The sequence below is a fragment of the Methylocystis sp. H62 genome (genome assembly GCF_015709515.1).
Taxonomy (GTDB): Bacteria; Pseudomonadota; Alphaproteobacteria; order Rhizobiales; family Beijerinckiaceae; genus Methylocystis.
This window is the reverse complement of record NZ_JADNQZ010000042.1, coordinates 46,152-64,918: the sequence shown is the minus strand read 5'-3', so window position 1 is coordinate 64,918 and position 18,767 is coordinate 46,152. Positions and strand designations below refer to the sequence as shown.

The following is an 18,767-nucleotide window of genomic DNA, read 5'->3' as shown; positions in this document are numbered from 1 at the left end:
AATTCGCATGCCACTCGCAAATCCGGATGTCCGCCTTCTGCGACAACCCGCGGATTGAAAGCAGACGATCGAATGAAAGCCCGCAGGCTTGCTGGATCTGTTTTGGTCCGCCCGCCTCCAGGCGCGCATGCTGGACCACTTTTTGGCTGCATCGACACAGCCCGCGCGGCCCGCATGAATTTGAACAAATGTTCTAAATGCGACAATCGCCGGATTCGCTCAGATGCGCTTTATTTCGATGTTGTATTTCTTCAGCGCATAATTGACCTGGCGCAGCGACAGGCCGAGCAGACGCGCTGCCTTGGCCTGGACCCAGGCGGCCCTTTCCATGCCTTCGATAAGGCGCTCGCGGTCGATCATCTTGCGGGAGGACGCAAACCCGTCGCCCTCCTCCTCCCCGCCAGCGCCCAGCCGCGACGAGGTCTCCTTGGCGAAGGTCGGAACCGACGCAGCTGCGCCGCGGCTCGCCGACGCGATCTCCTCAGGCGGAGCGGGCGCGCGCATGCCGGCTTGTTCGGCATGCGCATGCGGATAGGCGCCGCTGGCGCTGCTGGTCCACAGCAAGGCCGAGAGACATTTGCCGGAGGCGCAGGCGAAATCGTGATCGACGATGGTTTCGTCGCGCGCCAAAGTCGCCGTGCGGCGCACGCAGTTTTCCAGTTCGCGCACGTTGCCCGGGAAGTAGCAGCGTTGCAGCGTCTCAATGGCGCTCGCCGAGAGTTCGTGCTTTTGATCGTTTTCGCTGTTGAACGTCTCGATGAAATTCTGCGCCAGCAGCGAAACGTCGCCGGGTCGCTCGCGCAGCGGCGGCAGGAACACCGGCACGACGCTGATGCGGTAATAGAGGTCGGCGCGGAACTCGCCCTTCTCAACGGCCTCTTCGAGATTTTTGTTGGTCGCGAAAACGAATCGGACGTTGACTTTCAAGGTCTTGGACCCGCCAACCCGCTCGAATTCGCCTTCCTGCAGCACGCGCAGCAGCTTCGCCTGGAAGGCGGGCGATATTTCGCCGATTTCGTCGAGCAGCAGCGTGCCGCCGTTGGCCAATTCGAAGCGACCCGCACGCTGCGCGACAGCGCCCGTGAAAGCGCCGCGTTCATGACCGAACAACTCCGATTCAAGAACGCTTTCCGGCAGCGCGGCGCAGTTCAGCTTGACGAAGGGCTTGGCGCTGCGGCGCGATAGGTCGTGCACCGCGCGTGCAAAAAGCTCCTTGCCTGTGCCGCTCTCGCCGCGCAGCAGCACGGTCGAATTGGACTTCGCGACGATGGCGATGGTGTCGAGCACTTCCATGATCGCCGGGCTCTCGCCGATGATGCCGGCGACGTCCGGCCGCTCTCCACGAATCTCCTTCGGCAGGCAGGAGACCAGCGCCTTCTCCAGCGTGCTGCATTCGTTCAGCAGCCGCTGCCGGTCGGCCGAAAACATGCGGTGCAGCTTCACCGTCTGGCCAATCAGATTGGCGATCATCGTCAATAAACGCAGATCGGCGTCGAAAGCGTAGGAGATCCAATCTTCTGACGTTCGATTGATCGACAACGTCCCGACGACGCGGCTATCGCTCTTGATCGCAACGGCGAGGAAGGAGACTTTCGCGCCCACCGCCCTGGTGATCGTCTCCGCGGCGGTCGCGAACAAGGGGTCGCGGGACACGTCCTCGACAATGACAGGCATGGCGGTGGCGACAAGCCGATCGATCACCTTGGCGGGCAGCGTGTCGATCGGCTTGCTGCCGTCGCGGCTGGTCCAACCCGAGGTCGCGACGATCTCCGGATTGCCATGCTGATCGAGGATCGTGATCATCCCCAATTTCATGTCGAGGAAGGAGCTGAGCACGGCGACGACATTGCCCAGCGTCTGCTCGAGGCGGGCCGGCGCGGTCAGGATTTTTGAGATTTCATAGATGCCGAGCAGCGCCGTATCGGCGGACGGAGGTCTCGCCCGCGGCGGCTTTGCCGCCATGCCTTCCGTGAGCATAGAGCGTGAAGTGGCTACGTCGTCCATGGCCGCCTTCCTCGAACAGCCGCCGTCAGCCCGAAGCCGTGGTCGCCGTTCGCACATGCGAGGATCGGTTTCGATCGTCTCACGCGGTTCATAGTTTGTTTTATGCAAGAACCACGCAAAGCAGCGCCGTGTCGCCCAAGCGCAGCGCACAATGTCGGCTTTGCGACAATGGCGCCGCGTCGACGGCCGAAGCGTGACATTCGCGCGACGTTTTGTTGATGTTACGACATGGCGGAGTCATGTGCATCGATCACACGCTGCCCTGCGCCAATTCCTCGATCACCTTCCAGCCGACGCTGCCCTGCGGATCGGCGCGGGAGAGGATATCGAGATATTCCTTTGCGGTGTCGCTGCGACCGCGCTTCAATTCGATGAAGCTTAGCGCCTTCAGCGTATAGAGGGCGAAGCGCGCCGGCCCGTCATGCGCCTCGGCCTTCGCCGGCCAAGCCGTAGGATCGCTTGGCCAACCCGCCTGACGCGTGGCCTCCTTCATGCCTAGCGCGGCGACGTCGGCGGCGTAGTCGAGACTGCCCATGTAGGTGTGGATTTTGTAGAGGCAGTAATAAGGCGCGAGCTCCTGCGGCGTCAGCGCCAACGCCTGCTTGAAGAGGCGGTCGGCCTTCTCGCGGTCGGTCCGATAGGCGACGACGCCCTGTTGCAGGAGATCGTTGGTCTTTGGGTCGAGTTCGCCGAAGTTCACGACGTCAGCGTCGGCGCGCGAAGTGTTCATGGCCGGCTCAAAGCAATCGCTGAGCCAATATGGGAGTCGCCGCGGACGTCATTCGCAAAACGCATGGCGCGATTTTCGCGCGCGCTATCGAGATGGCTGAGGAGGAGACGGAGATGACGCTCGACGAGGACGGGGCCGGCGTGGCGCTTTTCTAATCTCCTTAGCGCCTCTTGCCTCATTCAAAAGCAGTTTCAGCGATTCTTCGCGCAAAACGAAGGTCAACGACGCACAAATGGCACGCAGTTTGCGTGCGCGCCGGGCACGCGGGAGTCGCCCGAAAGCCGAGGCGCGCAATCGCGGACACAACCAAGCAAATGAAAAAAGGGCCAGGAATGATACGCGAATTCCGCTACAAGGGGGAAACCTTCCGGGTGAACGCGCATGGCTCTCCCGGCCATGAGGAAGTGTTTATTATCCATTTGGTCGAGGACGAGGAGATGGGTGAAATCTCGATCGACCGCATGACCGAGGAAAACGACAGAGACGCGCCGATCGACGCCATTTGCATCATGCTCTGCGACAAGCTGATCGTCGAACAGGACATCGCCTGCGCCGACGCCGCCGGCGCTTTCGTCTGGGTGGAAGGCAAGCGCATCCGCGACGTGCTCCCGAGCAACGAAGCCGCCTCACATTGACCAACGCGCGGCGCCAATGAGCCGATCACGGCGGAACCAGGCGCCGCGCGAACGCCCCTCACCGAAAACGTTTCTTTCCCGCGCGCGCCGCGCGTTTCGCAACGCTCGCCGAAATCCCTCGCCTGCGATGCATCCGCAAGATCAGCCAGCAATCGATGGCGTTTGGCGTCCGGCAGCCGTATAAGACCGGCGCGCGGAGGACGGCTCCATGAGCGTCGAGAGCAACCGGCTCGGTCAAGAGACCAGCCCCTATTTGTTGCAGCACCAGCACAACCCGGTGCACTGGCAGGCTTGGAGCGCGGAAACGTTCGCGCTCGCCAAGCAGGCGGGCAAACCGATATTGCTCTCGTCCGGCTACGCCGCCTGTCATTGGTGCCATGTGATGGCGCATGAATCGTTCGAGGACCCCGAAATCGCGGCGGTGATGAACGAATTTTTTGTCAATGTGAAGGTGGATCGCGAAGAGCGGCCGGACGTCGACTATCTGTATCAACAAGCTTTGATGATGATGGGTCAGCGCGGCGGTTGGCCGTTGACGATGTTTCTGACGCCGGAGGGCAAGCCTTTCTGGGGCGGCACATATTTCCCGCCTACTGCGCGGGGCGGGAGACCCGGCTTCGCCGAGCTTCTAAAAACCATCGCAGAACTGTGGCGCACCCGCGCCAATGCGATCGAACATAATGTCGCCGAGCTCAGCGCCGGACTGGCCAGCCTATCCGAAACGACTCCCGGAGAGCCGGTCTCTCCCGACCTCGTCGAGAGCATTTGCGCGCAGCTGGAGCAACGGCTCGACCACGTCGACGGCGGTTTCGGGGCGGCGCCAAAATTCCCGCAGGCGACCAGCCTCGACTTTCTCTGGCGGGCCTGGAAGCGGACGGGTCGCGACCCGTTGCGGCAAGCGGTCGTTTTGACGCTCGATCATATTTCGCAGGGCGGCGTCTACGACCATTTGGGCGGCGGCTTCGCACGCTACTCGACCGATGATCGATGGCTCGTGCCGCATTTTGAAAAAATGCTCTACGACAATGCGCAGCTGATCGACCTGCTGACGGAGGTCTGGCAAGACGAACGTCGCGAACTGTATCGCCTGCGCGTGACAGAGACGATCGCGTGGATGACGCGCGAGATGCACGCGCCGGGCGGCGGGTTCGCCAGCAGTCTCGACGCCGACAGCGAAGGCGAAGAAGGCAAGTTCTACAGTTGGAGCCAAACCGAAATAGGAGAAGCGCTGGGCGCGCGCGCGCCAGTCTTCGAACGCGCCTATGGCGTCAGCCGCGAAGGCAATTTCGAACACGGCAAGTCCGTCCTCAATCGCCTCGGATCGATCGAGCTGCTGGAAGAGGAAACCGAGGCGGCGCTGGCGCGAGACCGCGCCGAATTGTTCTTGGTGCGCGAACGCCGCGTGAGGCCCGGATGCGACGATAAGGTCCTGGCGGACTGGAATGGATTGACGATCGCCGCCATCGCGAAGGCGGCGTGCGTGTTTGAACGCGAAGACTGGCTCAACGTCGCCATCGAGGCCTTCGAGTTCGTCAACAGCGCGATGACGACTGACGATGGTCGTCTGCTGCATTCCTGGCGATGCGGACGCGCACGTCATATGGCCGTCCTCGACGACTATGGCGCAATGTGCCGCGCGGCGCTGGCGCTCTACGAAGCCACCGGCGCGCCGTCCTATCTCGAACGCGCGCGACGCTGGGTCGAAAATGTCGAACATCACTATCGCGATCGAACTGGCGGCTATTTCTATGCCGCCGACGACGCTGATACGCTGATCGCGCGCGTGAAAATCGCCGAGGATTCCGCCCTTCCCTCTGGCAATGGCATGATGCTGCAGGTGCTGGCGCAGCTCTATTATCTGACGGGCGAGAGCGTCTACCGCGAACGCGCCGAGGCGATCGCGAAGGACTTTGCCGGGACAATTCGCGAGCGCGTTCTTGGATTTTCGTCATTGCTGAACGGCATCGAAATGCTGCGAGAGGCGTTGCAGATCGTCGTGATTGGCGAAACAGACGCCGCGGATACGACGGCGCTGAAGCGCGTGATCTACGGCGTCAGTCGGCCCGGCCGTGTTTTGAATGTCCTCACGCCGGGGGCGGCGCTGCCTCGCGCGCATCCGGCTTTTGGCAAAGCCATGCTCGGCGATCGCGCCACGGCTTATGTTTGTCGCGGAATGGTTTGCTCGCTGCCGATCGTCGAACCCAACGCGCTCGCGGCGGCTCTGCGCGAGATGTGACGCAGTTCTCGCTTCCCAGCGCCACTATTCGCGGCGCCATACGCTCGCCAGCCATGGCTGTTCGCCCAGTGGCGCGCCGCTGGGCCGGTAATAGTGCTCGACTTCGACGAAGCCCGCCGCCGACCCGAACGCGCGCCAGCTTTCGGGGGCGTGAAACACGCCATAGCGTTCATTGCTCCATCCTTCCTGATCCGCGCCATGCGGAATGGAGCTGAACAGGACGCCCCCGGGCTTCAAAGCGGCGCGGAGCGCGCGCAGGACGCGTGGCAATTCGCTGCGCGGCACATGAAACAGCGACGCATTGGCGAAGATTCCGTCAAAGTGGCGTTCAGGTAAATCGAGCGCGAGAAAATCCTGCAGCCACACCTCGCAACCGCTGTGATTGCGCGCCATTTCGACGAAGCGCGGCGCTCCATCAAGCCCGATCGCGACATGGCCAAGCTCGGCGAGCGCCCTCAAATCGCGTCCCGGTCCGCAACCGAAATCGAGCAAGGTGAAAGGTGGCTCACCGCGAATGTGGCTGAGCATCGCCGCGATATTTTGTGTGACGTCGTGGCTGCGCGTTCCCTCCCAGAACGCCTCGGCGCGCTGATTGTAATGTTGGCGCGTGCCGCCCGTGACCGCTTTCAAATCGTCTGCGCTTGCAGCCATTGTGGGCCTCCGAACAATCGTCTCGCCATCGCCGACGCCGCGCATGCGTCGCTTTGCCCCGCTGGGTTCGCACCTCGTCGATGTGGCGCAGGGAGCGACACGGTCGCCCCGGCGCCTCACGCGGGGATACGGCACATATGATGCTTGCCACGCCGAAACCTTGGGAACGGCTGAAGCGCAGGCGGCCGGCGCCGCGACTGCGACAATTCTACACCAAACGGATCCGCGATGAGTGAACCGGTGCGCGCCGTCCTGATCGAGCTCGAAGGCGCCGCCGTTCCGATGGCTTTCGCGACCGGGACTCTCATGCCGCTCGCGCAGGCGCGGCTTGGCGCCTTCATCGCGGAACATGCCTCGGACCCGGATGTGGAAGACGCACTCGAGGAAACGGGGCGTCTCCTTGGCGGATTCGACTTGAAGCTGGAGGAAGCCGAAGCGCTGTTGCTGCGCTGGATGAAGCAGAACCGCAAAGCGACCCCGCTGAAGACGATCCAGGGCCTGATCTGGCGCGAGAGTTTTGAGGCGGGCGCAATCAAAGGCGAGCTTTACCCCGACGTTGCGGAATCGCTGAGATCATGGGCCTCATCGGGCCGTCGCCTGTTTGTTTATTCGTCCAATTCGAGATTGGCGCAGCAACTCTTGCTGAGCCACAGCGCCTCGGGCGACCTCACAAGCCTGTTCGAGGATTTCTTCGACACGTCCATCGGTCAGAAAATCGAACCCGCCTCCTACCGCGCGATCTGTGAGCGTCTCGATTTGCCTTCGGGTTCGGTGCTGGCGCTTTCGGGCGATGAGGAGGAATTGGACGCCGCCCAATCGGCGGGCCTTGCGACGACGCTCATCGCGCGAGAAGGTCCTGCAGACAGCCGCCATGCGGTTTGCCTTGATTTCGCGTCGCTGAATTTGGGATCGTGACGCGCGCCGCGCTCCCTCCGAAAAGGAAAAATATCGCTGACGGCCTCGGGCAGATGGAGAAAGATGGCCACGTTCACTCTTGAAACCAGAGACGGCGCCAGACAGGAAATCACCGGCAAGAATGGCGTCTCGCTGATGAAATTGATCCGGCGCGCCGGCGTCGAAGAGCTGGTCGCGCAATGCGGCGGCAGCTGCGCCTGTGCGACGTGCCATGTCTATCTCACCTTGCCCCAGGGGATTGAAATGGCCGAGTCCGGACCGGCGGAAAACCGGATGCTTGCAACAGCCAGCCATCGCAAACTCAATTCGCGTCTCGCCTGCCAAATCAGGTTCGACGAGACGTTTGACGGAATGGCGATCCGCATCGCCCCGGAGGATGCGACGAGCTTTTAATGCGCCCCGCACGGTTTCGAACGTCGATGGCGTTGCAGCGAACGATCCCGGGAATCCTCTACATGGTCTGGAACTTGCTCATTCGCCATGCACGCAGCGCCAAGATGCAGGGTGAGCATCCATGCCAATGAAGGAAGAAAGCGTTCTGCCCGGGAAGTGCTATCGGACGAAGGGCGGCGAAGCCAACTCGGAAAAATACACGGTGATCAGCATCACCCGTGGGATCGTCACTTATCAAAGCTGGACGTCCGACCCCAATCGCCTGTCCCTGCGCACGAACACGGGCCTGAAGGCCTTCGCCGAAGTGCTGTTCAAGGAAATCCCCTGCCCGAACAGAGACCCAGGCCAAAAGATCGAATATTTCGATCCCTCATAGAAATTGCTCCCTCTGCAAGTATTCAATTTGACGCGCGTGGCCACCGTGCGTTGCGGCGTCTAGAGAGCGCCGATGGCGGAAACCTTCAGAGTTCCGGCCTCAGTCTCGGATCTCGCTTTGAATTGAAAAAATATCATAGGGAGGATCGTTGTCCGAATTGGCGTAGCCCAATGGCGGCGCGTCGACGCTTCCGCCTGATGCGCCGGATCGGCGACTGATCTGGCCGATATCGCCGCCATAAACATGGATGATAATGGAGGTTCGATCATCCAGCGCGTTGCGAAGCTCGAAGACCTCCCCGCTCGCGGAAGACCGGGCAGCTTCCACGGCGCTCGCTTGCAATAGACGGGACGCGCCGGCCTGCGCGCTGTTCGTCGGAGAACCATCGAGTCGCTGGCGGTTGATTGCGCCGCGCAACACGCCCGCGATCTCCCAAACCGAAGGCTGAGAGATTGTCACGCAGGCCCCGCCCGACAAAATCGTGCTCGCGACGGAAAAGCGGTCCAGCCCGTCGTGATAAATCTGGAATTGCTGGCCTCCGGCAGGATTTGGGACGGCGAAGACCGTTGGCAGCCAATCGTCGGTCGTGAAGAGCCGGACCATGAGATCGCGGCCGATCAGCAAAATCTCCCGCTCGCTTTCGGCGAGTTCGACCATCGACTGAATGTCCCAGATGAACCGCCGCAGTGCGGGGGGAACAGGGTCTCGCCCGATGAATGGTAAATTTGGATCAACCGCATTTATCTCGATCATGATGTTGAACGGTCCGCCGCGATTTGAGGGAATGCGCGCGCTCGAGCAAAGCGCTTCGCTGAGACCACGCCCAGAGGCGCCGACTGTGTTCCCGCGCTCATCGTTCTTCCTGCGCGCAAATCACATCGATGGCGGATATCGCGGCGTCGATGTCGTTTTCATCCACTGTGAGCGGCGGAAATAAAGCAAGGACCGGCCCCATGGCGCGGGTGAGGAGCCCGTGCTCGGCGAGCTTCGCGCGCATCGGCTCCGCGTCTCCCGCCAGCGTTAGCGCCTGCATCAGGCCAAGGCCGCTCAAGTCCTTAAAGGCTGAACGACGCCGATAAAACAACGCCGACAGCTGATCTTCGAGGCGCCAGCTTCGGTTCTGCACGCGTTCCTGAAAGCCTGGCGCCGACAGAGCGTCGATTAGGGCGTGCCCGGCCAGAAGCGCGGCCCCCTCAGCGAGCGCCGAGCCGCCGAGCGCCCCTCGCGCCAGTCTTTGCGTCACGATGAGCGCAGCCAGCGGCGGGGCGTCGACAGGCGCATGACAGGCGATCATCAAGTCTGGTGTGACGCCTGTCCATTCGTGCGCCCAAAGCATGCCTGAGCGGCCGAGGCCGCAAAAACTTTCGTCGAAACCGAGTATGAGCCCGTACTCGTCTGCGGTCTCGCGCAGTCGGGCGAGCACGCTCCCTGAGACGACCTCAAAACCAGCGTGCGTCCTGACCGGAGCGATCAGAATGCCTGCGGTCCTCACATCGACTTCCGCCTGCAATGCGGCGTGATCGTCCGTTTGGAGAATGACGATTTCGTCATCGCCCTCAAGGCCAGGCGGAAGGCTCGCCGTTGCATCAGCAGGCCCGACGCAGACGATGAACCGGCGGCGCTTGGGGCGACCGACGAGGCGATGGTAACGCCGAACCATTTCGACGGCGGAACGCCAAGCCTCGGACTCGGAGGGAAGCAAAAGCACGCGGTCGCCAAAGGAAACGGGCGAAATCTTCGCGCATAAAGCATCGGAAAGCGCCGCTGCTTCCACCGCTGATTGCGGCGAACCTATTGGCGCATCCGTGCCGAGCGTTGATCCTGCAAAATTCTCCGGAAAGAAGAGCGATGCGCCGGAAAAGTCGAGCGGCGCGCCCGCGACGCATGTGTCGCCGACGGCCGGTTGGATGGGCTCGTTAGGCGCGCTCGTCGAATCTGAGAATGTGGCTGACATGTTGCTCTGAGGTCGCCATTGGTCGCCGCTCCGATGAGCTTGGGCAAGCGTGGCGTTTCAGGCTCCGTGTTCGATGAGGTCAGGGAGTCTTTTGGCGAGAGAGTTCAACACGCTCTGCGAGCCTTTGAGCATGATGTCGTAGACCGCGTCGGCCGTGGGGGCCGCGTCGATTCCGTCCTGGATAAAAACGAAATGCGTGCCGCCATCCGGCAGCTGGGAGATCGTCCATGTCACTGTCGTGTCGATGTATCGGCCAAAACCCTTCAGCTCGTCATCCCCGCCCGACCAGCTGAAACGCAACATACGGCCGGGCTCCACAGCGAGAACCTGGCACTTGAACTCGCCGTCCCAACGCTCGATCGGGCGGCTCCAGATCGTGAACTTGTGGCCGACAACCGGCTCAATGTCATTTGGAAAGAACCAAACGGCGAGCCATTCGGAATCTGTCATCGCGCGCCAAATGGCCTCGATCGGATGTTCGAGGTCCTTCTCCGTCGTGAGGCTGCGTGTCTGTGTAGCGTCAAGCACCGAGTCCTGCTCCCGTTAGCGCCTAACATGCAAGGCTCAAGCCAGGCGCACAAGCGGCGCGGAGTTCGACATCACGCGATTGTCTCAATTCTAAGCGCGATCTCTCGGCTCGGCTCCATGCGCAGCGCGCCCCTTTGGCTCCGAACATGCATGGCTCACGGCTCAGCTCTCGCGAACGCTCTTGTACAAAAAAAAGCGAAGCGCGGGTCGGGTCACGCATGAGCGCTCCGTATGACGGACAAAGAGGAATGGGTCGTCTGGAACGGCTCGATGGGCATATTGGATATGGCGACGATCGGCGATATCCAGCATGAGGAGACCGGCAGGACGGCGTCTCTGGCGCCGCCCTATGGCGTCGTGGGGCCGTTCAGCCTTGACGAACTCGAAACGCTGGGGCGGATCGCCTTTGGCGAATGTCTCGTTATGTCGCGCCAGCGATGGCAGGAAGATCAGCTCAAACTGCGTCTCGAGGCGCGAGAAAAGCGCCGGACGCTATTGTTTCGGGCGGATATCGACGATGACCAGGAACATCGCGAAATTTTAGGGCTGGCGTTCGAGGGCCTGCTCAATCTGTCGGAGATCAACGCCGCCTTCCGGCTATTGGCCAAGACCGCGCATCCCGACGCAGGCGGCAGCGACGAACAGTACCGTCGTATCGTCGAGGCGCGCGACGCGCTGCTCAAGCGCCTCACGATGACGGGTTGAGATAATTGACGACCTACTTCGGCCAGGACCCAGCCGCGAATCTGAAATCGGGATGCGACGGCTGCCGCTTTTGCGAAATGAGCTTTGCAGTTCTCTCGTGATGTACTGCTGCCGTTTGGCTTCGACTCCCCGGTTCATTTCGGCTGCATGCGCGAGCGTTCAGTATAGCGCCGGCGCAAATCAGGGATTCTCAAGCTGGGCGAGCGAGAAGTGATCGCGGCAGACATGGGCTGGACTGCTAATTTAGAGCGCGAGCGCAAGTCGACAGGGAACATCTGCGCCCGCGAAAGGTTTTAATGCTTGTGAAAGCTAGGCCCGGGCTCGGCTTTCCACGGCGTCGCCGCGATTGCGGCCGCCTCCCCACCAGGAGGAATTCATGAACTGGGACACGATCGAAGGCAATTGGAAGAAGTTTACCGGCAACGTGAAGGAGCAGTGGGGCAAGCTCACTGACGACGATATTGCTCGCGTTAACGGGAACCGCGAGCAGCTCGAAGGCATGATCCAGGAACGCTACGGCGTCGCCAAGGACAAGGCCAAGGAGCAGGTGGACAGCTGGATGGCGCGCCACTAACTCCACAGCGTCATTAGGACACGCCGGCGAGTCGCCCTCGCCGGCGTTTTCATTTTGAAACGCGCGCGAATGTGTTCCCGAAATTGCGTCCAGCATTCAGAGCGCCGGAACATCTGGCTTGGCGCCGAAGTTTTATAAAGGCGCCCAAGACGAAGGTCTGTCGATGAAGAAAACTGTTCGCCCGTTCACCGTCGAATATCGATCGAAGCGCGGCAAATCGCACGCTGCCCGTGGCGGCGGCGCGTTCCGCTTTTCGGATCAATCAACCGAACGTATGCCCGCGCGCAAACACATGCGCGATGAACTCTCCGCCTGGCAGTCGCTGTTCAAGCAGGAGGCGCGTTCTTTATGATGACTGCAGCTTCTCCGAAACTCGCCCTTAGACAGGGCAAGAGAGCGCTGCTTCAGCGCTCTATAAGCGAGGCGCTCGGAAAACGCTTCTCGCTTTTATATCTCGACTTGATCATGAAGCCGGTACCCGAGGACCTTAAAGGTCTCCTGATCAAATTGGACTTCGCGGATCGTCCGAACAAGATGCGCTGAGATTCTAGAAATCTCTCTGCGCGTCACTCGACCGCGCTTATCTGGCTAAGCTCTTCCAGAAGGGCCAGCATGTCGTCCGGCAGCGGCTCCGAAGCAATATCGGAAAATTGGCGCCGAAGCTGCTCACCGAGCCGCCTCACGCTCGGCTCCACATCAACCGCATCGCGTATGTATCGACTTCCTCTCATTGTCGTCTCTGCCAGTCTCGCTCGTTGTTCATGTGGCGGCATGAGGACCTCTCCACACGGAGATGAAGCGCCGATTCGAAAATCTGTTCCGACGATGCTCCATATTTTTTAAGAAATAGAAAAGCTTAGCCGCAAATAAGCGCTGTGGAGAACCCAAAACTAACCTTCACAAGGTTCAGTCGCAGCTGAATGTTCATTGCGGCGGGTCGGAAGCCTCCGGCTCTCGAACCGCCTCCGTTCGATCAAGCCGCAGCTATTTTTTGCCGACGCGGAATTGCACGGGCACTTCGAAGGTCAGCCCCTCGTCCGCGATCACCGGCGGCGGCGGCGGAACGGGGTCGGCCCGCTTCATCATCGCGAGCGCAGCGTCGTCGAAGAGTGGATGTCCCGCAGAACGTTTGATGCTGTAGCTGACGACATGGCCGTGCCTGTCGAGCGTGAAGGAAACGCTCGCTTCGGCGGATCGACGACCGGCGGCGCCCGGATAGCGCTTGTGTCGGTTGAGATGCGAGAGCAAGGCTTTTTGCCACGTCAGCTTGACGGCGTTGGCGACGGCGTCAGCCCCTTGAACAGGCGCCACGGGCCTGTCGGATTGCCGGTCGGCGTCGGACTTGGGCGGCGCAGTCGCCTCGGAGGCGGCAGACTCGGCCGAGACGACCGGCTGCGCCTGATGTTTCTTCTCCTCCTCGATCGGCTTCTCCGGCCGAACATTGTGCGTGAGCTCGGCTTCTTCCGACTCGGCGTGGGTGATCCGCTCTTCGTTCGTCTCCTTCGCCTCTGATGCGGCGACGGAAGGCGCGGCGGCGGCCGCTTCGTCAGAGAGCGGTCCAGGCGGCAGATCCGCGGCCTCGGCGTCTCGCGGCGCGGCGGGCTCGAGAGACAATTCGATCGCCGGCGCGCCGGAGGCGTTCTCGTCGAGATCGCCTTGCAAGGTCACCAGCGCCGCGACGGCGCCGCCGACATGCAGAAACAGGGCGAGCGCGACTGCGGCGCCCCAAAGCTTGCCGTTCGACTGCGGCTTCTGGAGAGCGGCGGCGGCGCTCATTGCGGGGCCTGCTCCTTGCCGCCGGCGTCGAGCGCGACGAGCGCCACGCGCAGATAACCGCCAGCGCGCAGACGCTCCAAGATCGCCATCATCTCGCCATAGGGCACGCTGGTGTCGGCCCGCAAATAGATGCGTTTCGACTTGTCGCCCAGGAGCGTGTCGAGTGCGGAAACAAGATCATTGCGTTTGACGGGCGTCTCGCCCAGGGCAAGCGCGAGATCCCCCTGGATCGTCACGTAAATGGGCTTGTCCGGCTTTTCATGCGGCGCGGCGTTGGACGCCGGAAGATCGACCGGAAGATCGACAGTGGCGAGAGGGGCCGCCACCATGAAGATGATGAGCAGCACGAGCATCACGTCGATAAACGGCGTGACGTTGATTTCGTGCGTTTCCTGAAGATCGCTTTTGAGATGAACGGCCATGATCTACTCCGCCGCATGAATCTTGTTTGTGCCGGCTTGTCCGGCGCGATCGAGGTCGCGCGAGACGATGCGAAGCAATTCGCCGGAGAGATTGGAAACGAGCTCGAGATAGGCCGTCGCCTGGCGCGCAAGATGATTGTAGATGAGCACAGCCGGGATGGCGGCGAAGAGGCCGACCGCCGTTGCGAGCAACGCTTCGGCGATGCCGGGCGCGACCACGGCCAGATTGGTCGTCTGCGCTTTGGAAATGCCGATGAAGCTGTTCATGATGCCCCAGACGGTGCCGAACAGTCCGATGAAGGGGCCCGTCGATCCAACCGAGGCGAGCAGTCCGGTGCCCCGCTTGATCGAAAGCGCTTCGGCGCGCTCGATTTCCGCGAAGCACGCTGCGATGCGCTCCTTCACGCCCGGCGCCCCAAGAATATCGGACGACAGCTTCATTTCCCGCGTCGCTTCGCCAAGCAGCGCCTGCGTCAAACGGTCGCCGCCGCCAAGCGCCAGTCGCGCCTCGGAGAGACCGCGCGCCTCGGAGAGGCGGCGTATCGCCGTCGTCACGCGCTCGCGCGCCCGTTTCAATTCGATCGTTTTGGCGATGAGGATCGTCCATGTCGCGACGGACGCCAACAACAAGCCGATCATGACGATCTTCACGACGATGTCGGCGTTGACGAACATCGTCCACACAGAAAGATCATGAGGCTTAGTGGCCGCTATCGCTGCGTCGAGCGCTGGCGACCCTGGTGCGGCTGCGACGCTCTGCGCAGCGAGAAGCGCGATGATTGAGACCACGAGAAACTGCAAAGAACGTTTCATGCTTCAGCCCATGTTCGGATCAGATTATGATAAACGCCCGACATTTTGACGCAGGCAGGATCGCCGGCGCCCAGTCGAGTGGTCAGGGATTGGATGGCCTGGTCGAGATCGAAGAGCAAGGCGCGCGCCACGTTGTCACGAATCATGCTCTGCATCCAAAAAAACGAGGCGATGCGCTCGCCGCGAGTGACGCTTTTGACAAGATGAAGACTCGTCGAAGGATAAAGCACGAGATCGCCTGCGGGAAGTTTCACCTCCTGCTGGCCGACCCGATCCTCAATCACTAATTCGCCGCCATCGTACTCGTCCGCCTCCGAGAGGAACAGCGTGCAAGAAAGATCCGTGCGAATGCGAATCGGCGTTCCGGGAATGCCGCGGATCGCATTGTCGACGTGCAATCCGAAGTCGTGCCCAACGCCATAGCGATTGAAGAGCGGCGGAAAAATCTTGTGCGGCAGCGCCGCCGAGACGAACATCGACGACTGCGCAAGCGCCTCGAGCACATGTTCGCCAAGTTCGCGCGCGACTTCGCCGGCTTGCGGCAGTTGAAGATTGTTCTTCACCAGAGACGACTGCGAACCAGCGGTCGTGCGCCCGTCCTCCCACTGCGCCCGGCCCATGGCCGCGCGGAAAAAGGCTACCTGCTGCTTGGAAAGAACTTCGGGTATGCAAATAAGCATCAGCGCTATGCTTCTCCCCAGTAGCGGATGAGATTGTGGTACACGGTCACCAGCTTGCGCAGATCCGGATCGTCCGCGCCCACGCGCGGCGCGAGTTCCTGTATTGATTCGTCGAGATCGCAAACGAGGCTGCGCGCCTCGTCGGCGCGGATCATGCTTTGCAGCCACAAAAATGAGGCGAGACGTAGGCCGCTGGTGACGGGCGTCACCATATGCAGACTGCCGGCCGAATAAAGAATGAGGTCGCCGGCCGGCGGTTTGAAGCGCCTTGAACCATATATGTCTTCAACGATCAGTTCGCCGCCCTCATATTCGCCGGGATCAGAAAGAAGCACGGTCGCGGCGAGGTCAACGCGGATACGCGCGCCGGTCATGGCGTCGCCGCGTATCGCATTGTCGACATGCGGATCGAAGTGGTCGCCGACGCCGTAGCGGTTGAACAACAGCGGATAGATGCGCAGCGGGACAGCCGTTGAAACGAAAGCGGCATTGGCGAGGAGCGACGAAAGCAGCCGCTTGCCGAGCGCGCGCGAGATTTCAGAGTCAGGCGGGAGTTGCTCGTTGCGCTTCGCCTCGCCGGCGTTCGCCCCGGCGGTGGAGGCGCCGTCCTCCCACGCCGCCTGCGCCATCGCCTCGCGAAGGACGTCGACCTCCTTCCTATTAAGCGCGCGTTGTATGTGAGCAAGCATTCGAAGCGTTCCTTTAGAACAAGATGCTCGTTTCGAGATAGACGGAGCGGCTGGGCGACATCTGCGCGAAGGGCGTCGCAGTCTGATAGAAGGCGTCATAGATTGTGCGGTCGAAGAGATTGTTGACCGAGAACTTCATCGTGATGTTTTGGCCAATCTTGGCCTCAGCAAAAACATCGAAGCGCCAGTACGAAGGCAGGATCGTCGGAACGTTAAGAAAATTGGTCGCGGTCGGAGTCGGCAGGCCAAACGCGTTGAACGATGTGCCGCCATTGGCGACGATATTGTTGCCGCCATAGATCCTGGAACGATAGATGGCTTGGCCGCCGAATTCGAGCGCATTCGGAGCGAGGCCGATAAGGTCGCCGAATTTGTACTTGGACAGCAAGCTGAAGGACTCATGCGCGATATTGGCGAGTTGAAGACCGATATTCGTTCGCGCGTAGGAGTTGGTCACCCGCGAGTCCATCAGCACGATGCCGCCAAGGACCATCCACTTGTCGGTGATGTTGCCCGCAACCTCGAGATCAACGCCCTGGACGTAATAGGACGCGTCGCCCGTGGTGGTGCCGGAGTTCACTTCTCTAGCGCCGCTCACATCCGTCTTGAAGAAGGCGGCTGTCGCGAGCAGATGCCTGTCGAACAGCTCCCATTTCAGGCCGACCTCCGCCGCCTTGTTGAGTTGGGGAGCAAAGATTTGCGACGCCGTCGTCAAGCCGCCGTAATTCGCCGCGCCGCCGTCAAGCTCGGCTCCGACGGGCGTCGCCGAGGTGGCGTAGGCGGCGTAGGCGCTGACGTTGGGGAGCGGCTTGAAGACGACGCCGGCGTTCCAATTGAACAGCCCAGAATGGCTCTTAGAGAAAGTCGAAAGCGTCTCCGTGCGGTTCGTGATGTTGTAATCGTCAAAGCGGGCGCCGCCGTTCACGATCACGACGTCCTGATAGTTTGCGGTTTCGATCAGATAGCCTGATTTCGTGTCGACGGCGATCCGCGTGGGATTGGTATTGCGGTAAGGCGTGTTGAGGAACGGCAGATAGGTGCACGGAAGATAGAGGTTACACGTAACGTTGTTGCCGGTCGGTATTCCGTTCAACTCGGAAGCGAGGCCCTGATAGTTGGTGCGCGTTACGCCTTCGCGGGCGAACTCGACGCCGGCGACCAGCGCATGCTTGACGGGGCCTGTTTCGACTTTCAGCGTCGCCTCCGTCTGGTTGTCGAGCGTGTTCACCACTTGGTAGCGGCTTTGCGCGCCGATTCTCACAGTCGAAGCGAATAGATCCGCGCTGCCCGCGAGCGATCCGATATAGTCCAGCATGGAGCGGCTCTGCCGGAACCGATTGTCGAATACGAGATTGTCGTTGTAGCGATAGTGGGCCGTGAAGGTGCCGAAATTCTGCATCGCAACTTGGAAATCGCGATCGAGGAAGCCATACCAGTTGCTGCGAGGAATGACGCCTTCGGGGAACGGCCGGTTCCAAACCCGGTTGTACGGCACGCCGAAGTCCGGCAGGCCATTCTGATAGACATGCGTGTATTGAGCGGTCAGCGTCAGGTCTTCGATCGGCTTGAACACCACCGAGCCAGCGACGCCGTCGCGATAGTCGGTGACAAAGCTGCGGCCCGCGACATTCGAGTCATGATAAAGAGCATTGACGCGCACCGCGAGGATCGGGCTGATCACTTTGTTGACGTCAGCCGTCACCCGCTTCATGTGGTCGGAAAAGCCGCCAATCGCTTTGAGTTCGACGAAATCGCGGTCGGTCGCTTGTTTCGTGACGATGTTGATCGCGCCGCCCGCAGTGCCACGACCGGCAAACGTCGATCCCGGCCCGCGCAGAATTTCGACCTGCTCGGTATAGAAGTTCTCGCGAATGCTGACGCCAGGATCGCGCACGCCGTCGACGAAGATGTCGTTGCGCACGTCGAAGCCGCGAATGAAGAAGCGATCGCCGAAGGCGTTGCCGCCTTCGCCCGTCCCCAGCGTCACGCCCGCCGTGCTGCGACCGATTTCACGCAGCGTGAAGGCGTTCTTGTCGTCGAGCACTTCCTTGGTCAGCACCGTGATGGTGCGCGGCGTATTGAGCACCGGCTCGGTGAATTTCGGCGAAGACAGGCGGTCGACCTTATAGGGCGCAACCGGATCGGCGTAAGGATTGGCGTTGGGCGCCGCAGCGAAGATCGGAAGGCCTCCGCTGCCTGCGCCTTGGCCGCCGGCGCTTGAAGCGCCCGGCGCGCCGCGCCGCTGCCCCGAGGCCTGAGTGGCGGCCGCATGACGCGCCGGTTGCGGCTGAGCGGCGGCGATGGGCTTGGGTTTCGCCGGCGCCGCCGCGCGCGGCTTCTCCTGCGGCGCGTCGACTTTAACGGGCGGCAGCGTCGTCGACGCGGATTGCGCCAGAGCCGAAGCGCTGACGCTCGACGCAAGCGCCGCAGCAACGCTCAGCGCCTTCACCGACGTCAGATCTCCTGCACGAGTCCGCGGAAGCGACTGAGTCAGCATTCTTAGAGAAATTGGAGTTTTTACGTCGCTCATGGGGAACCGCCAGGGAGGTTTGTGCGTTGTCTACTTTCGCCTCGTGCGAAGAAGTTGATTAAAGCTAAATTTGGCGGCGGCCACGGTCAACTGATAAACTGTTGAATGGAAGTATTGTAATCTGTATAGTTTCAGACAGATACAACAATTTTTTGG

23 protein-coding genes are annotated in these 18,767 nt (G+C 61.2%); 10 read left to right on the top strand and 13 right to left on the bottom strand.

From position 1 onward, the window contains the following. Positions 1 to 219: 219 nt before the first annotated feature. Together nifA and IYY11_RS03970 are read right to left on the bottom strand one after the other, a co-directional pair. A complete protein-coding gene (nifA, locus tag IYY11_RS03975; protein WP_246719607.1) occupies positions 220 to 2,004 on the bottom strand; it encodes a nif-specific transcriptional activator NifA in 1,785 nt (594 codons plus the stop codon). A gap of 250 nt (positions 2,005 to 2,254) precedes the next feature. Continuing rightward, positions 2,255 to 2,734, bottom strand: coding sequence for a M48 family metallopeptidase (locus IYY11_RS03970; protein ID WP_196402817.1), 480 nt, complete (start codon positions 2,732 to 2,734; stop codon positions 2,255 to 2,257). A 29-nt stretch (positions 2,735 to 2,763) separates the two neighbouring features. Between IYY11_RS03970 and IYY11_RS23210 the strand changes: the two genes are divergently transcribed. The 3 genes from IYY11_RS23210 (at position 2,764) to IYY11_RS03960 (ending at position 5,605) form a co-directional block, all read left to right on the top strand. Continuing rightward, positions 2,764 to 2,889, top strand: coding sequence for a hypothetical protein (locus tag IYY11_RS23210; protein ID WP_281431671.1), 126 nt, complete (start codon positions 2,764 to 2,766; stop codon positions 2,887 to 2,889). Positions 2,890 to 3,066: 177 nt separating this feature from the next. Then, complete coding sequence (locus IYY11_RS03965) at positions 3,067 to 3,369, top strand: hypothetical protein (protein WP_196402816.1); 303 nt, start codon at positions 3,067 to 3,069, stop codon at positions 3,367 to 3,369. Positions 3,370 to 3,577: 208 nt separating this feature from the next. Continuing rightward, entirely contained in the window at positions 3,578 to 5,605 is a 2,028-nt protein-coding gene (locus IYY11_RS03960; protein ID WP_196402815.1) for a thioredoxin domain-containing protein, read from the top strand. 24 nt (positions 5,606 to 5,629) lie between these two features. Here the strand turns inward: IYY11_RS03960 and IYY11_RS03955 are convergent, their stop codons facing one another. Continuing rightward, positions 5,630 to 6,256: a bifunctional 2-polyprenyl-6-hydroxyphenol methylase/3-demethylubiquinol 3-O-methyltransferase UbiG gene (locus tag IYY11_RS03955; RefSeq protein ID WP_196402814.1), complete on the bottom strand. Its 627-nt coding sequence runs from the start codon at positions 6,254 to 6,256 to the stop codon at positions 5,630 to 5,632. A 228-nt stretch (positions 6,257 to 6,484) separates the two neighbouring features. Between IYY11_RS03955 and mtnC the strand changes: the two genes are divergently transcribed. From mtnC to IYY11_RS03940, 3 genes are all read left to right on the top strand, one after another. Beyond that, positions 6,485 to 7,171, top strand: a complete 687-nt coding sequence (gene mtnC / locus IYY11_RS03950; RefSeq protein ID WP_196402813.1) for an acireductone synthase — start codon at positions 6,485 to 6,487, stop codon at positions 7,169 to 7,171. Positions 7,172 to 7,234: 63 nt separating this feature from the next. After that, complete coding sequence (locus IYY11_RS03945; RefSeq protein WP_196402812.1) at positions 7,235 to 7,564, top strand: 2Fe-2S iron-sulfur cluster-binding protein; 330 nt, start codon at positions 7,235 to 7,237, stop codon at positions 7,562 to 7,564. Positions 7,565 to 7,685: 121 nt separating this feature from the next. After that, a complete protein-coding gene (locus IYY11_RS03940) occupies positions 7,686 to 7,940 on the top strand; it encodes a hypothetical protein (RefSeq protein ID WP_196402811.1) in 255 nt (84 codons plus the stop codon). A gap of 99 nt (positions 7,941 to 8,039) precedes the next feature. Here the strand turns inward: IYY11_RS03940 and IYY11_RS03935 are convergent, their stop codons facing one another. The 3 genes from IYY11_RS03935 to IYY11_RS03925 form a co-directional block, all read right to left on the bottom strand. Beyond that, on the bottom strand, positions 8,040 to 8,693 hold the full coding sequence (locus IYY11_RS03935) for a hypothetical protein (protein ID WP_196402810.1): 654 nt from the start codon (positions 8,691 to 8,693) through the stop codon (positions 8,040 to 8,042). A gap of 97 nt (positions 8,694 to 8,790) precedes the next feature. Next, complete coding sequence (locus IYY11_RS03930) at positions 8,791 to 9,894, bottom strand: aminotransferase class III-fold pyridoxal phosphate-dependent enzyme (RefSeq protein WP_196402809.1); 1,104 nt, start codon at positions 9,892 to 9,894, stop codon at positions 8,791 to 8,793. A 57-nt stretch (positions 9,895 to 9,951) separates the two neighbouring features. Further along, positions 9,952 to 10,422 carry an SRPBCC family protein gene (locus IYY11_RS03925; protein ID WP_196402808.1) on the bottom strand — a complete coding sequence of 157 codons (471 nt, stop codon included), beginning with the start codon at positions 10,420 to 10,422 and terminating at the stop codon, positions 9,952 to 9,954. Between the two features lie 231 nt (positions 10,423 to 10,653). Here IYY11_RS03925 and IYY11_RS03920 point away from each other — a divergent pair, with 231 nt between their 5' ends. The 4 genes from IYY11_RS03920 to IYY11_RS03905 all read left to right on the top strand — a co-directional run bounded on the left by IYY11_RS03920 (position 10,654) and on the right by IYY11_RS03905 (position 12,244). Continuing rightward, on the top strand, positions 10,654 to 11,127 hold the full coding sequence (locus IYY11_RS03920) for a J domain-containing protein (RefSeq protein WP_196402807.1): 474 nt from the start codon (positions 10,654 to 10,656) through the stop codon (positions 11,125 to 11,127). A 376-nt stretch (positions 11,128 to 11,503) separates the two neighbouring features. Beyond that, entirely contained in the window at positions 11,504 to 11,701 is a 198-nt protein-coding gene (locus IYY11_RS03915) for a CsbD family protein (protein WP_196402806.1), read from the top strand. Between the two features lie 163 nt (positions 11,702 to 11,864). Further along, the gene (locus IYY11_RS03910; protein ID WP_196402805.1) at positions 11,865 to 12,053 is read left to right on the top strand and encodes a hypothetical protein; all 189 of its coding nucleotides are present in this window, start codon (positions 11,865 to 11,867) and stop codon (positions 12,051 to 12,053) included. Then, complete coding sequence (locus IYY11_RS03905; protein WP_246719606.1) at positions 12,050 to 12,244, top strand: hypothetical protein; 195 nt, start codon at positions 12,050 to 12,052, stop codon at positions 12,242 to 12,244. The genes IYY11_RS03910 and IYY11_RS03905 overlap by 4 nt, the downstream gene beginning before the upstream one ends. A gap of 23 nt (positions 12,245 to 12,267) precedes the next feature. Here the strand turns inward: IYY11_RS03905 and IYY11_RS03900 are convergent, their stop codons facing one another. The 7 genes from IYY11_RS03900 to IYY11_RS03870 form a co-directional block, all read right to left on the bottom strand. Then, complete coding sequence (locus tag IYY11_RS03900) at positions 12,268 to 12,474, bottom strand: NepR family anti-sigma factor (RefSeq protein ID WP_196402804.1); 207 nt, start codon at positions 12,472 to 12,474, stop codon at positions 12,268 to 12,270. Between the two features lie 211 nt (positions 12,475 to 12,685). Then, positions 12,686 to 13,477: an energy transducer TonB gene (locus tag IYY11_RS03895; protein WP_196402803.1), complete on the bottom strand. Its 792-nt coding sequence runs from the start codon at positions 13,475 to 13,477 to the stop codon at positions 12,686 to 12,688. Further along, positions 13,474 to 13,899, bottom strand: a complete 426-nt coding sequence (gene exbD / locus IYY11_RS03890; protein WP_196402802.1) for a TonB system transport protein ExbD — start codon at positions 13,897 to 13,899, stop codon at positions 13,474 to 13,476. Before exbD ends, IYY11_RS03895 begins: the two co-directional genes overlap by 4 nt. Positions 13,900 to 13,902: 3 nt before the next feature. Next, a complete protein-coding gene (exbB, locus tag IYY11_RS03885) occupies positions 13,903 to 14,712 on the bottom strand; it encodes a tonB-system energizer ExbB (RefSeq protein ID WP_196402801.1) in 810 nt (269 codons plus the stop codon). Further along, positions 14,709 to 15,392 carry a Fe2+-dependent dioxygenase gene (locus tag IYY11_RS03880; protein ID WP_196402800.1) on the bottom strand — a complete coding sequence of 228 codons (684 nt, stop codon included), beginning with the start codon at positions 15,390 to 15,392 and terminating at the stop codon, positions 14,709 to 14,711. Before IYY11_RS03880 ends, exbB begins: the two co-directional genes overlap by 4 nt. A 5-nt stretch (positions 15,393 to 15,397) precedes the next feature. Beyond that, positions 15,398 to 16,081: a Fe2+-dependent dioxygenase gene (locus IYY11_RS03875; protein WP_196402799.1), complete on the bottom strand. Its 684-nt coding sequence runs from the start codon at positions 16,079 to 16,081 to the stop codon at positions 15,398 to 15,400. 13 nt (positions 16,082 to 16,094) lie between these two features. Further along, positions 16,095 to 18,578 (bottom strand): TonB-dependent receptor domain-containing protein, encoded by a 2,484-nt coding sequence (locus tag IYY11_RS03870; RefSeq protein ID WP_196402831.1) that lies wholly within the window; start codon positions 18,576 to 18,578, stop codon positions 16,095 to 16,097. Positions 18,579 to 18,767: the final 189 nt, after the last annotated feature.